At 69.7% G+C, this 12,705-nt stretch carries 13 protein-coding genes and 1 pseudogene; 10 read left to right on the forward strand and 4 right to left on the reverse strand.

Annotation, left to right across the window (positions count from 1 at the left end; genetic code table 11):
- Positions 1-54: 54 nt before the first annotated feature.
- The 7 genes from AB0I52_RS09500 (at position 55) to AB0I52_RS09530 (ending at position 7,118) form a co-directional block, all read left to right on the forward strand.
- Positions 55-702 (forward strand): histidine phosphatase family protein, encoded by a 648-nt coding sequence (locus tag AB0I52_RS09500; protein ID WP_363070742.1) that lies wholly within the window; start codon positions 55-57, stop codon positions 700-702.
- A gap of 266 nt (positions 703-968) precedes the next feature.
- On the forward strand, positions 969-2,222 hold the full coding sequence (locus tag AB0I52_RS09505) for a hypothetical protein (RefSeq protein WP_363070559.1): 1,254 nt from the start codon (positions 969-971) through the stop codon (positions 2,220-2,222).
- Positions 2,223-2,289: 67 nt separating this feature from the next.
- Positions 2,290-2,898, forward strand: a complete 609-nt coding sequence (locus tag AB0I52_RS09510) for a TlpA disulfide reductase family protein (RefSeq protein ID WP_363070561.1) — start codon at positions 2,290-2,292, stop codon at positions 2,896-2,898.
- A gap of 4 nt (positions 2,899-2,902) precedes the next feature.
- Positions 2,903-3,664, forward strand: a complete 762-nt coding sequence (locus AB0I52_RS09515) for a cytochrome c biogenesis protein CcdA (RefSeq protein ID WP_363070563.1) — start codon at positions 2,903-2,905, stop codon at positions 3,662-3,664.
- Positions 3,665-3,670: 6 nt separating this feature from the next.
- Positions 3,671-5,452 (forward strand): cytochrome c biogenesis protein ResB, encoded by a 1,782-nt coding sequence (locus AB0I52_RS09520; RefSeq protein WP_363070565.1) that lies wholly within the window; start codon positions 3,671-3,673, stop codon positions 5,450-5,452.
- Entirely contained in the window at positions 5,449-6,531 is a 1,083-nt protein-coding gene (gene ccsB, locus AB0I52_RS09525; protein ID WP_363070567.1) for a c-type cytochrome biogenesis protein CcsB, read from the forward strand. Before AB0I52_RS09520 ends, ccsB begins: the two co-directional genes overlap by 4 nt.
- Positions 6,532-6,593: 62 nt before the next feature.
- The gene (locus AB0I52_RS09530; protein WP_363070569.1) at positions 6,594-7,118 is read left to right on the forward strand and encodes an SRPBCC domain-containing protein; all 525 of its coding nucleotides are present in this window, start codon (positions 6,594-6,596) and stop codon (positions 7,116-7,118) included.
- A 41-nt stretch (positions 7,119-7,159) separates the two neighbouring features.
- On the opposite strand, the gene AB0I52_RS09535 is transcribed toward AB0I52_RS09530, so the two are convergent.
- From AB0I52_RS09535 to AB0I52_RS09545, 3 genes and pseudogenes are all read right to left on the reverse strand, one after another.
- Entirely contained in the window at positions 7,160-7,633 is a 474-nt protein-coding gene (locus AB0I52_RS09535) for a nucleoside deaminase (protein WP_363070571.1), read from the reverse strand.
- A complete protein-coding gene (locus AB0I52_RS09540) occupies positions 7,630-8,958 on the reverse strand; it encodes an aldehyde dehydrogenase family protein (RefSeq protein ID WP_363070744.1) in 1,329 nt (442 codons plus the stop codon). Before AB0I52_RS09540 ends, AB0I52_RS09535 begins: the two co-directional genes overlap by 4 nt.
- Positions 8,953-9,636 (reverse strand): annotated as a pseudogene (locus AB0I52_RS09545) (type 1 glutamine amidotransferase domain-containing protein); the annotation flags it as partial. The pseudogene AB0I52_RS09545 and the gene AB0I52_RS09540, both read right to left, overlap by 6 nt.
- A 156-nt stretch (positions 9,637-9,792) precedes the next feature.
- Between AB0I52_RS09545 and AB0I52_RS09550 the strand changes: the two are divergent.
- Positions 9,793-10,257: a MarR family winged helix-turn-helix transcriptional regulator gene (locus AB0I52_RS09550; protein WP_363070573.1), complete on the forward strand. Its 465-nt coding sequence runs from the start codon at positions 9,793-9,795 to the stop codon at positions 10,255-10,257.
- A gap of 11 nt (positions 10,258-10,268) precedes the next feature.
- Here the strand turns inward: AB0I52_RS09550 and AB0I52_RS09555 are convergent, their stop codons facing one another.
- Positions 10,269-10,682, reverse strand: coding sequence for a PLD nuclease N-terminal domain-containing protein (locus tag AB0I52_RS09555; protein WP_363070575.1), 414 nt, complete (start codon positions 10,680-10,682; stop codon positions 10,269-10,271).
- Between the two features lie 359 nt (positions 10,683-11,041).
- Between AB0I52_RS09555 and AB0I52_RS09560 the strand changes: the two genes are divergently transcribed.
- Together AB0I52_RS09560 and AB0I52_RS09565 are read left to right on the forward strand one after the other, a co-directional pair.
- A complete protein-coding gene (locus AB0I52_RS09560) occupies positions 11,042-11,896 on the forward strand; it encodes an MHYT domain-containing protein (RefSeq protein ID WP_363070577.1) in 855 nt (284 codons plus the stop codon).
- Positions 11,897-12,061: 165 nt separating this feature from the next.
- On the forward strand, positions 12,062-12,688 hold the full coding sequence (locus tag AB0I52_RS09565; RefSeq protein ID WP_363070579.1) for a hypothetical protein: 627 nt from the start codon (positions 12,062-12,064) through the stop codon (positions 12,686-12,688).
- The last annotated feature ends 17 nt before the right edge of the window (positions 12,689-12,705 follow it).

Genomic DNA, 12,705 nt, shown 5'->3' on the forward strand with positions numbered 1-12,705 from the left:
AGCAGGAACAACGGCAGCGGCGCGGGGCGTGAGGACATCACCGTCGTCCACCTGATGCGCCACGGAGAGGTGCACAACCCGGACGGAGTCCTGTACGGGCGCCGCCCCGGCTACCACCTCTCCGAGCTCGGCCGGCAGATGGCCGACCGGGTCGCCGAGCACCTGGAGAAGCGCGACATCACGCATGTCGTCGCCTCCCCGCTGGAGCGGGCCCAGGAGACGGCGACGCCGATCGCCAAGACGCACGGACTGGACCTCGCCACCGACGGCCGGCTCATCGAGGCGGCCAACGTCTTCGAGGGCAAGACCTTCGGCGTCGGCGACGGGGCGCTGCGCAAGCCGGACAACTGGAAGCACCTGACGAACCCGTTCCGGCCGTCGTGGGGTGAGCCGTACATCGAGCAGGTCGTACGGATGATGGGCGCCCTGGACGCGGCGCGGGACGCGGCCCGCGGGCACGAGGCGGTGTGCGTCAGCCATCAGCTGCCGATCTGGATCGTGCGGAGCTTCGTGGAGCGGCGGCGGCTGTGGCACGACCCGCGCAAGCGGCAGTGCACGCTCGCCTCGCTGACCAGCTTCACCTACCAGGGCGACAAGATCGTGTCGGTCGGGTACTCGGAGCCGGCCCGGGATCTGGTGCCGACGCATCTACTGGCGGGGGCGAAGCCGGTGAAGGGGGCGTCGAAGGGGGTCGGCGCGTAGCCGGCCCCTGGGCCGGGGCCCTGGGATCTCCAGGGTTGCCCGGCGGGCTTGATCCGGTTGGGCCGACCGGGCGGAGTCCGACCGTCCGGGGTTTCGGCATGCCCCTTCACGGTTCGCAGATCCTAGGTCTTGTGTTCGGTCATGGCTGGGGGCTGGTTCCGTAAAGAATTGTGTGCTATTTCGGGGAACCCTCGTGTTGCTTCGCCCATCTAAGCCTTTGGCAGTTTGTATGGACATGAGGCAAAACGACCGCAGATGGGAACCGCATGCGTGACATCAGCCGAAGGGGTTTGCTCGGAGCCGGACTTGGGGCCGCGGCCGCCATCGGGGTGGCGGGCTGCAGTTCGTCCGACTCCTCCGACACCGGCCGGACAGGTCCGGGCAAGGGTGAGAAGGGTGCCGACGGGACCGCCAAGGGGACCGGGCCCGCGAAGAAGGACGTCAGGTCCATCGGGGACGGTTCCACCGCCGACACAGGAAAGCAGCCGCACCAGCCGCCCGCGCCGGTCCCGCTCGAACCAGGTCAGAAGCCGCCGCAGTTCGTGATCTTTTCCTGGGACGGCGCCGGCGAGGTCGGCAACGGCCTCTTCCCGCGCTTTCTGAAACTCGCCAAGGAACACAACGCGGGGATGACGTTCTTCCTCTCCGGGATCTACCTCCTGCCCGAGTCGAAGAAATCGCTCTACCGCCCGCCCAACAACCCCGTCGGCGCCTCCGACATCGGTTATCTCACCGACGAACACCTCAAGGCGACGCTGACGAACGTACGCCAGGCCTGGTACGACGGCCACGAGATCGGCACCCACTTCAACGGGCATTTCTGCGCCGGTTCCGGATCCGTCGAGAACTGGTCCGCCTCCCAGTGGCAGAGCGAAATCGACCAGGCGATCTCCTTCGTCACCGAATGGCGTACCAACACCGGCTGGACCGACCAGGATCCACTGCCCTTCGACTACCGCAAGGAACTCATCGGCAGCCGCGCCCCCTGTCTGCTCGGACAGGACAATCTGCTTCCCACGGCGAAGAAGCTCGGCTGGCGCTACGACGCCAGCTCGCCCGGCGGCACCCAGGTCTGGCCCTCGAAGCGCATGGACGTCTGGGACCTGCCCCTCCAGGGCATGCCGTTCCCCGGCCACACCTTCGAGGTCCTCTCGATGGACTACAACATCCTGGCCAACCAGTCGAAGAATTCGACCAAGGGAATGCCGTCCCGCTATCCGGGCTGGCGCGAACAGGCCACCCAGTCGTACATCAGCGGTTTCAAGCGCGCGTACGAGACGAACCGTGCCCCGTTCTACATCGGAAACCACTTCGAGGAGTGGAACGGCGGCATCTACATGGATGCGGTCGAGGACGCGCTCAAGCACATCGCGGGGAAGCCGGATGTGCGTCTCGTCTCATTCCGGCAGTTCGTCGACTGGCTCGATGTCCAGGACCCGGCGGTGCTCGCGAAGCTCCGTACGCTGGAGGTCGGACAGCAACCCGCGGGCGGCTGGAACGCGTTCTTTAAACAAGCCTGACAACGGGCTTTACGGGCACCGAGGGGGGTGCCCAAGATCCCCGAAACCGCCATGCGAAACTTTTCACATGAGCCAAGGCCGCGCATCCCGACGCCGCTTCACCCTGCTCGCCGCTCCCGCGGCGGCCGCCGCGCTCGCACTGACGCTGAGCGCGTGCGGCACGGGCAACCAGACCAGCGGCGGCGGCGACACGAACTTCGTCACGGGCAACGGCGGGATCTCGACCGTGGCCAAGGGCGAGCGGGTCGACGCTCCGAGGCTCGACGGCGAGAGCCTGGACGGCGAGAAGCTCGACGTCGCCGACTACAAGGGCAAGGTCGTCGTCCTCAACGTCTGGGGCTCGTGGTGCGCCCCCTGCAGGCTGGAATCGAAGTACTTCACCAAGGTGGCCAAGGAGACGAAGGACCAGGGCGTCCAGTTCGTCGGGATCAACACCCGCGACCCGGAGCGGGCCCAGGCCATCAACTTCGAGAAGGACTTCGGGGTCACCTACCCCAGCTTCTACGACCGGGCCGGCAAGCTCCTGCTGCGCTTCCCCAAGGGAACGCTCAAGCTGCAGTCCATCCCGTCGACCGTCGTCATCGACCGGGAGGGGAAGCTGGCCGCCCGCTTCGTGGGCCCGCTCGACGACACCCGGCTGCGCGAGATGCTCGACCCCTTGATCGCGGAGAAGTGACCAGGTGATCGCCCTTGCCGCCGCCACGCAGAACGACACGGTCCTGAGCGGGGCCCTTCTGGTCGCCCTGCCCATCGCCATGCTGGGCGGGCTCGTGTCCTTCTTCTCGCCCTGCGTCCTGCCGCTCGTCCCCGGCTACCTCAGTTACGTCACCGGGGTCAGCGGCGCCGATCTGGCCGAGGCCCGACGGGGGCGCATGGTCGCGGGCGCCTCGCTCTTCGTGGCCGGCTTCACCGCCGTGTTCGTCTCCGGCGGCGCGCTCTTCGGCTACTTCGGCGACACGCTCCAGGAGAACAGCGGGCCGCTCACCAAGGTCCTCGGCGTGCTGATGATCCTCATGGGGGTCTTCTTCATGGGCCTGATGCCGTGGATGACCCAGCGCGAGTTCCGCATCCACAAGAAGCCGGTGACCGGCCTCGTGGGTGCCCCGCTGCTCGGCGCGCTCTTCGGGATCGGCTGGACGCCCTGCCTCGGCCCGACACTGAGCTCGGTGAGCATCCTCGCGATGGACCAGGGCACCGCCGGGCGCGGAGCGATACTGACCGTCGCCTACTGCCTCGGGCTGGGCATCCCGTTCGTGCTCGCCGCCGTCGCCTTCCGCAAGGCACTCGGCGCGTTCGGCTGGGTCAAGCGCCACTACTCCTGGGTCATGCGCATCGGCGGCGGCATGATGATCGTGACCGGGCTGCTCCTGCTGACCGGCGTATGGGGCAGCATGATGCAGGAATTGCAGGGCTGGTCGTCCGGCTTCCAGGTGGGGATCTGAGTACCGATGAGCAACACCAAGTCCAACCCCTCCCAGGAGCGCGAGCACCGCGACGAGCGGGAGGTACGCGCCGCGCGGGACCGGGAGACCGCCCGTGAACTCGGCGCCGCCGGCTCCCAGCTCTCCACCGCCCCGCGCGAGGAGACCCTGGCGAACCTCCCCACCATGGGGATCATCGGCTGGGCCCGCTGGTTCTGGCGCCAGCTCACCTCCATGCGGGTCGCCCTGATCCTGCTCTTCATGCTGTCGCTCGGCGCCATTCCCGGCTCGCTGATCCCCCAGAACAGCGTCGACGAGCTCAAGGTGCAGACCTTCAAGAGCCTCCACACCACCGTCACGCCGATCTACGAGAAGCTCCAGTTCTTCGACGTCTACAGCTCGGTGTGGTTCTCCGCGATCTACATCCTGCTGTTCGTCTCGCTCATCGGCTGCATCGTGCCGCGCACCGGCACCTTCATCGGCCAGCTGCGCAGCCGCCCCCCGGGCGCTCCCAAGCGCCTGACCCGGCTGCCCGCGTACACCACCTGGCGCACCGAGGCCGAGCCCGAGCAGGTCCGTGAGGCCGCGCTCGGGATGATGCGCAAGCGCCGCTACCGGGCCCATGTCGACGGGGACGCGGTCGCCGCCGAGAGGGGCTATCTGCGCGAGGCCGGGAACCTGATGTTCCACATCGCGCTGATCGTGATGCTGGTGGCCTTCGCCGTGGGGCAGCTCTTCAAGTCGGAGGGCGCCAAGCTGATCGTCGAGGGCGACGGGTTCTCCAACACGATCACCCAGTACGACAACTTCAAGTCCGGCTCGCTCTTCGACAACGACTCGCTCGCCCCCTTCAGCTTCACCCTCGACGACTTCATCGGCACGTACGAGCGCAGCGGCCCGCAGATCGGCACGCCCCGCACCTACGAGGCGCACGTGACGTACTCCAAGGGCGCCTACGGCAAGCCCGAGAAGTCCGTCATCAAGGTCAACGACCCCCTCGTCGTCGACGGCACGAAGGTCTATCTCAACGCCCACGGCTACGCGCCCGTCGTCTCCGTCAAGGACGGCAGGGGCAAGGAGGTCTACAAGGCCGCCGTGCCGCTGCTGCCCATCGACAACAACGTCACGTCGAGCGGTGCCATCAAGGTGATGGACGGCTACCGCGACAAGAACGGCAAGACGGACCAGCTGGGCTTCCAGGCGTTCTTCGTGCCGACCTTCGCGGGCAAAGGCGAGGGCACGATGTTCTCGCAGTTCCCGGCCGCCGACATGCCGGTTCTCGCGCTCAACGGCTTCCACGGCTCCCTCGGCGTCAACTCCGGGCTGGCGCAGAACGTGTACCAGCTGAACACGTCGAAGATGAAGGAGTTCAAGGACTCCGAGGGCAAGCAGCTCAAGAAGCGGCTGCTCGTCGGCGAGACGATGAAGCTGCCCGACGGCGCCGGCTCCATCACCTTCGAGGGCCTCCAGGAATGGGCCAGCTTCCAGATCTCGGAGCAGCCCGCCAGCGGCTGGGCGCTCACCGGGGCCATCGGCGCGATCGCCGGTCTCGCCGGTTCCCTCTTCATCCAGCGGCGCCGGGTCTGGGTCCGGGCCGTACGCGGCGACGACGGCGTCACCGTCGTCGAAATGGCGGGGCTCGGCCGCAGCGAGTCCGCGAAGCTTCCCGAGGAGCTGGCCGATCTCGCGGTCACGCTCAACGCCGTGGCGCCCACAGCGCCCGGCCCTGACACCGATCCCGATCCCGATCCGGACCCCGACGTCGTCGACGCGTCCTCCGTAGAACCTTCCGAAGGGGCTGAGAAGTGACTCTCGCCGCCGCAACCAACGAGAATCTGGCACACACCAGCAATGTGCTGATCTATTCCTCGATGGCCGTCTACACGCTGGCCTTCTTCGCGCACATCGCGGAGTGGGTGTTCGGCAGCCGCAGCAAGGTCGGCCGCACCGCCGCCGCGCTGACCACCGAGGAGGCCGCCGCGCCGGCGGTGAAGGTCCAGGTCGCGCAGAAGGCCGGCGGCACCGCCGTACTGGACCGGCCGAAGATCATCACCCGGTCCGCCGCCGGATCCCGCGACGTCCCGGACGGGCCCGGCGCGGCCGGCGGCACGTTCAAGGGCGACCTGTACGGGCGGATCGCGGTCTCCATGACCGTGCTCGCCTTCGTCATCCAGGCAAGCGGGGTCGTCGCCCGAGCCCTGTCCGTGCAGCGTGCCCCCTGGGGCAACATGTACGAGTTCTCCATCACCTTCTCCGTGGTGGCGGTCGGCGCGTACCTGACCCTGCTCGCGCTGAAGAAGAACGTCCGCTGGATGGGCCTGATCCTGGTCACCGCCGTCCTGCTGGACCTCGGGCTCGCGACCACGGTGCTCTACACCTCCAGTGACCAGCTGGTGCCCGCGCTGCACTCGTACTGGCTGTGGATCCACGTCTCCACCGCCATCATCTGCGGCGCCGTGTTCTTCATCGGCGGCATCGGCACCCTGATCTACCTCTTCCGCGACAGCTACGAGAACAAGCTCGCCAACGGACAGGAGCCGGGAGCGTTCGCCCAGTCCGTGCTCTCCCGGATGCCGTCCGCGTCGAGCCTCGACAAGTTCTCGTACCGGATCAACGCGGCGGTCTTCCCGCTGTGGACGTTCACCATCATCGCGGGCGCGATCTGGGCGGGCGACGCCTGGGGCCGCTACTGGGGCTGGGACCCCAAGGAGGTCTGGTCCTTCATCACCTGGGTCGCGTACGCCTGCTACCTGCACGCCCGCGCCACCGCCGGCTGGAAGGGCCGCAAGGCCGCCTACCTGGCGCTGATCGCCTTCGGCTGCTGGATCTTCAACTACTACGGCGTGAACATCTTCGTCACCGGCAAGCACTCCTACGCCGGCGTCTGAGGCCTCCGGGGGGCTTTCGCGCCACGGGTGCGGAACGCTCCCCGCCGGGTCACGCTGGAACCATGACCGATGCGACGACCACGATCGAGCCCGGTACCAGCGAGACCCACGGTGACCTGCACGTTCTGCGGTTCACCCTCCGGCTGCCCCACCCCGTCCCGCGGGTGTGGGCAGCCGTCGCCAGTTCCGAGGGGCTGCCGGAGTGGCTGGCCGCCGCCGATCCGTTCGAACCGCGCGTCGGCGGCGCGGTCACGCTGCGCCGGCTGAACACCGCACCGGACGGGCAGGCCACGGTCGCCTCCGGCACCGTCACCGCCTGGGACGTGGAGCGGATCGCCGAGTACACGGTGGACGGCCTCCACGGCCGGATGCGCTTCCACCTGGAACCACCGCGCGGCGACCACGTGCTGCTGCGGTTCACCAACGAGTTCCGCGGTGACGACGCCCTGCGGCTCGACTGCCTCGCCGGATGGCACGACCACTTCGGCTACCTCGTGGACGCGCTGGCGGGCCGCCCCGCCGACTGGACGAAATGGACGCCGGTGCGGTGGGCGCAGCTGCGGGAGGAGTACGCGGCACGGGGGTGACGGGGCGGGGCGATCGGTCCGTCCGCCGAAACAGGCCCGGATCAGTGCTCTCCGATGTCCTCGTTCCACAGCGCGGGATGCTCGCGCACGAACCCGCGCATCAGCTCGACGCACTCCGCGTCGTCGAGCAGCACGATCTCCACCCCGTGCCGGGCCAGCCAGTCGTGCCCGCCGCGGAAGGTCGCGGCCTCGCCGATCACCACCCGCGAGATCCCGAACTGGCGCACCAGACCGGAGCAGTACCAGCAGGGGGACAGGGTGGTCACCATCGTGGTGCCCCGGTACGAGCGCTGTCGCCCGGCGGCCCGGAACGCGGCCGTCTCCGCGTGCACGGACGGATCGCCGTCCTGCACCCGGCGGTTGCGGCCCCGGCCGAGCAGCGCCCCGTCCGCCCCGTACAGGGCGGCGCCGATCGGGATGCCGCCCTCGGCGAGACCGGTACGGGCCTCGTCGAGGGCGGTCGCCAGCCACACCGCGTCGCGGCCGGGCGTGCCGGGTGTGCCGGTGGTGCTCATGAGGCGAGAGGGGTGTCCAGGACCGCCTTGCGGTGGCTGAACGTCTCCAGTGAGTAGCGGCCGTGGTAGCTGCCCATGCCGCTCTCGCCGACCCCGCCGAACGGCAGGTCCGACACGGTCAGATGGGCCAGCGGCAGCCCGATCCCGACGGCGCCCGACGACGTCTCGGCGACCAGCCGTTCGCGTACGGTGTCCGACTCGGTGAACGCGTACAGCGCGAGCGGCTTGTCCCGGTCGTTGATGAACGCGATGGCCTCGTCGAGGCCGTCCACCGTGACGATCGGCAGCACCGGGCCGAAGATCTCCTCGCGCATCACGGGCGCGTCCGGTGCCACGTCGGCCAGCACGGTGGGGGCGAGGTACTTGCCGTCCCGGTCGTACGTCCCGCCGGTCACGGTGCGGCCCGAGCCGAGCAGGCCCGTCAGCCGGTCGAAGTGGCGCCGGTTCACGATCCGCCCGTACTCCGGGTGCGTCGAGGCGTCCGCCCCGTACAGCCCCTCGACGGCGGCGGCGAGCGCGTCCGCGAGGGCGGCGCCGGTCTCCGGGTCGGTCAGCACGTAGTCGGGGGCGACGCAGGTCTGGCCCGCGTTCAGGAACTTGCCGGCCGCCAGCCGGTCCGCGACCGCCTTCAGGTCCGTGTCCCGGTCGACGAAGACCGGCGACTTGCCGCCCAGTTCGAGCGTCACCGGAGTGAGGTGCTTCGCCGCGGCGGCCATCACGATCCGGCCCACCGCACCGTTGCCGGTGTAGAAGATGTGGTCGAAGCGCTCGGCGAGCAGCGCGGTGGTCTCGGGGATCGCTCCCTCCACGACGGCGACCGCGTCCTCGTCCAGATAGCGCGGCAGCAGCCGGGCGACGGTGGCGGAGGTCGCGGGTGCCAGCTCGCTCGGCTTGGCCACCACGGCGTTGCCGGCGGCCAGCGCGCCGACGACCGGGGCGAGCAGCAGCTGCACCGGGTAGTTCCAGGGCGCGATGACCAGGACGACGCCGAGCGGGTCCTGCACGGTGTGGGCCTTCGCCCCGCCCAGCCGGGCGGGTACGGGAGCGGGCTCGGGCCGCAGCCAGTCGGCCAGGTGCTCCAGCGTGTGGTCGATCTCGCGGACCGTGAAGTCGATCTCGGTGCGGTATGCCTCCTTGCGGCTCTTGCCGAGGTCGGCGTGGAGCGCGTCGGCGAGTTCGTCACCGCGTTCGGTGAGCAGTGCGCGCAACTTCCGGAGCTGGTCCGTGCGCCAGTCGAGGCTCTTTGTGCGGCCGGTGCGGAAGGTGGTGCGGAGGCGGTCGACGGTCTCGGCCGGGGTCTCGACGGGGGCGAGCGCGGCGACGATCTCACGGGCGAGCCGCTCGGAGGACGCCGGGTTCTGACCGGTGTGCAGGGTGCGGTCGGTGACGGTGTGCGGGGCGAAGGGGGTGGCGGCGGTGTAGTCGGCGCCCAGTGCGACGAGCCGGTCCTCCAGCAGCCAGGGCGCCTTGTCGGCGAGCCCGCCGATGGACTCCTCGGCGTTGCTGAACCCGGTCATGCGGTAGCCGGCGAACGGCCAGTCGCCGTCCTCGCGCCGGGCGGCGAGCAGTGCGGCGGGCGCGTGGCACAGGACGCCGAGCCGGGCACCGGAGTCGAGCGCGGTGGTCAGCAGCCGCCCGGACGGCTCGCTGACGGCCAGGTCCTCCATGGGCCCGTGGCCGCCGGGGTAGAAGACGGCGTCGTAGCGGTCCGGGTGGACGTCCTGGAGCCGGGCCGGGGCGCGGAGCTCGGGGCCGATCGAGTCGAGGTACGCGGCGACGGCGTCGGCCTGCTCCGGTCCGCCGTTGGCGGCGGCCGTCAGGCTGCCGGCGTCGACTGTGGGGGTGACGCCGCCGGGGGTGGCGAGCGTGACGGCGTAACCGGCCTCGGTGAAGACCCGGTGCGGCGCGGCCAGCTCCTCGGCCCAGAACCCGGTGGGGTGGGTGGTGCCGTCGTTGAGGGTCCAGTGGTCGGCGCCGGTGAGGACAAACAGTACGGAGGGCATGGGGGTACTCCCTGCGGCGAACGGGATGCGGTGAGCGGAACACGGTGTCGGCTCAGGACGAGAACTTGATATGCTCAAGCAATAGATCCATGTAACGGCCAACAGTTGAGCATGTCAAATAAAAGTCGGCAGACGCCGATCGAAGAATGGCTGACCATGACCACCGAACCGACGCCCCGCGCCGTCGCTGCTCCGGACGATCGAGCCGCCCCGGCCCCCGATGACCTGCTGGAGCCCCTGGCCGTCGTCGTCCGAGGTCATCACGACGACCTCACCGCCGTCGCCGCCCGCCACGGCCTGTCCACGTCACAGGCTCGCGCGCTGATCGCACTCAACGCGCCCATGCCGATGAGCGCGCTCGCCGCCCACCTGGTCTGCGACGCGTCCAACGCCACCGGCCTCATCAGCCGCATGGAGACCCGTGGACTGGTCGGCCGCGCCCCTGCCCCGGGCGACCGCCGCTCCAAGGTCGCGAGCCGCACCCCCGAGGGCACCCGGCTCGCCCACACGATCCGCGCCGAGATGCGCGCCGTGCACGGCGCACTCGAAGCGCTCACCCCGGAAGAGCGCACAGCGCTGCTGCCCCTGCTCAACCGGCTGGGGCAGCTGCTGTACGCGTGATCCGCCGTACGTTACGAAGCGGGCGGCGCCGACTCCTCCGGACCCGCCCCGCTGTCACGCCGCTTGAGCTCGTCCTCCCGGCGGCGCAGGTCCGCCTCCCAGTCCTTGAGGAGGGACTCGTCCTTCTCGCTCTTCTTGTCCTCGTCCTTCAGCGACTTGAGGAAGTCGGGATTGTCGTCGGGCGCCACCCACTGGGTGCGCCGGCCGCCGTGCCACTCGCCGGGCGCACGGCCCCCGGCGGGCATCTCGCGCACCTTGCCCGCGGCCAGCCACACGATCGGGCCGACGATCCAGAACAGCAGGATGATGAAGACCCAGGCGATCTTCGGCAGGTGCTTGGCCTCGTCCTCCGGGGTGTTCAGGCAGTCGATGAACGCGTAGATCGTCAGCGCCAGCGGCAGGAGATAGATCAGGGCCCGGAGCATGGTGGAAGAGTCCCCCCGAAGAGAGTTGGCGGGGCATGTGCCCCGACCCGGTGACGGGGCCCAAGGGTAGCGGGTGTCGTTTACGTCCCATGGCGAGCAGGCGGCAATCGTCATCCCGGGTGTCAGCCCCTTCGTCCGGGAGGCCGGTGAGTGCCGCCCCGTTGCCCCATTCGTCCGCTTCTCGCCGAAAATCCTTATTGATCACTACATGGTGACAATCAACATACGATCTGAAGGTAAGGATGCCAGTCCGGGTGTGATTGATTGGTCGGCGCGGCTTGCTTTCTGTGATCCGTTCCGCCTGGGTGCTCCCGACCAGGCGTGCGAGCCCAACGGGATTACAGGAAGGGAATCGCGTCGTGGATGCCACGGTGACCGACTTCCACTACGGCGCGGTGACTCCCGTCGCCGCCTATCTGATGGCCTGTCTGGGGTCTGCGCTGGGACTGCGCTGCACCGTGCGGTCCATGCGCCGGGGGTCGCGCCGCCAGCAGAACGGCTGGCTCTCCCTGGCCGCGGTGTCCCTCGGCTGCGGAATCTGGACCATGCACTTCATCGCGATGATGGGGTTTCGCGCCGACGGTTCGGACATCTCGTACGACACCCGGCTGACCCTGCTGAGCCTCGCGGTCGCCATCGCCGTCACCGCGCTGGGAGTGTTCCTCGTCGGGCACCTGGGATCGGGGGCGAAGGTCCTGGCGACGGCCGGACTGCTCATGGGCCTGGGGGTCGCGGCCATGCACTACATCGGAATGTCCGCCATGCAGGTGCACGGCGGTATGCGCTACGACACGATGACCGTGGCCCTGTCCGTGCTGATCGCCGTGGTCGCCGCCACCGCGGCCCTGTGGGCGGCGGTCACCGTCCGGAACCTCTGGTCGAGCCTCGGGGCCAGCCTCGTCATGGGCGTCGCCGTCAGCGGCATGCACTACACCGGCATGGCCGCTGTGAGCGTCCACGTCGACCCCACGGGCGCCACGTCCGCCCAGTCCTCGATCGACCAGCTCTCCTTCCTGCTCGCCATGATCGCCGGACCGGTGGTCATGCTCGTCGTCGCGGCGACCATCGTGATGTTCGACCCCGACCTGGTGCTCGGAGAAGGAGCGCGTCCCGCGTCCCGCACACAGGCGGCGCGCTCCTCGACGCCGACCGCCACCGGGCAGCGGGGACCGTACGGGCAGTACTACGAGGACACCGGGTCGGAATCACGCTGAACCGTTGAGACCTGCCCGCCGACGCCGTTGCCCCCTTCTCCCGGGAGAAGGGGGCAACGGCGTTGACGGGTGCGGAACCCTGTGCGGGAGCGTTCCCGCGCGCACCCGGGCGCCCGGCGCCACCCATAGGGAAGCCCCTCGGCATTCGCCCGGTGCCTGGCAGCCGTGTCCACCGGTTCTCCACACTCGTGCGTCGGCACCGTTCCGGCCAGGAGCGGTGCTCTCGATCCCCCGCACCCGGCCGCCTTCCTCGCCACCAGCGGTACCGGCAGCATCTACACCAGTTCGAGCGGCACCTTCGGCAACGGGTCCACCAGCGACCCCGCGTCGGCCGGTGCCGACGCCCACTACGGCGCCGCGATGACGTACGACTACTTCCAGAGCGCCCGCGCCCGCGGCCACGCCGCCCGCGCCGCAGGGCTCGCCGCACGGGCGGGCGACCGGCGGACCGAACTGCTGGCGCTGGGCAGGGTCCGCCGTCGCCTCGGAGACGAGGACGCGGCCCACGCGGCCTCCTCGGAGGCGTTGCGCGTCTTCACCGCGGCGGGCGCCAGGGCGTGGGCCGCCACCGTCCGGGCCGAGCGGGACCGGGCCGAGGACAGCCCGATCCACCTCTTCAAGGGCAACTTCTGGTCCGAGCACCTCAGTTCGACCGAGCGCAGCGTGGTCACGCGCGTCGCCCAGGGGGCCGCCAACCGTGAGATCCGCGGGCGTGACCCTCCCGCGGAGAGGCGGCCCGGGGGCGAGCCGGGGCCGGGGGTGGCCCGGTGTGGGGGGAGCCCTGACGGCTGACGCCGGGGAGGATGACA

Origin of the sequence: Streptomyces sp. NPDC050423 (assembly GCF_040655445.1) — a bacterium.
Lineage (GTDB): Bacteria > Actinomycetota > Actinomycetes > Streptomycetales > Streptomycetaceae > Streptomyces.

What these genes read in the sequence shown, in the direction of transcription:
- AB0I52_RS09510 (WP_363070561.1), top strand. Translation starts at nt 2,290, where the DNA reads ATGAGCCAAGGCCGCGCATCCCGACGCCGCTTCACCCTGCTCGCCGCT.
- AB0I52_RS09520 (WP_363070565.1), top strand. Translation starts at nt 3,671, where the DNA reads ATGAGCAACACCAAGTCCAACCCCTCCCAGGAGCGCGAGCACCGCGAC.
- AB0I52_RS09555 (WP_363070575.1), bottom strand. Translation starts at nt 10,682, where the DNA reads ATGCTCCGGGCCCTGATCTATCTCCTGCCGCTGGCGCTGACGATCTAC.
- AB0I52_RS09550 (WP_363070573.1), top strand. Translation starts at nt 9,793, where the DNA reads ATGACCACCGAACCGACGCCCCGCGCCGTCGCTGCTCCGGACGATCGA.
- AB0I52_RS09535 (WP_363070571.1), bottom strand. Translation starts at nt 7,633, where the DNA reads ATGAGCACCACCGGCACACCCGGCACGCCCGGCCGCGACGCGGTGTGG.
- AB0I52_RS09530 (WP_363070569.1), top strand. Translation starts at nt 6,594, where the DNA reads ATGACCGATGCGACGACCACGATCGAGCCCGGTACCAGCGAGACCCAC.
- AB0I52_RS09500 (WP_363070742.1), top strand. Translation starts at nt 55, where the DNA reads ATGCGCCACGGAGAGGTGCACAACCCGGACGGAGTCCTGTACGGGCGC.
- AB0I52_RS09505 (WP_363070559.1), top strand. Translation starts at nt 969, where the DNA reads ATGCGTGACATCAGCCGAAGGGGTTTGCTCGGAGCCGGACTTGGGGCC.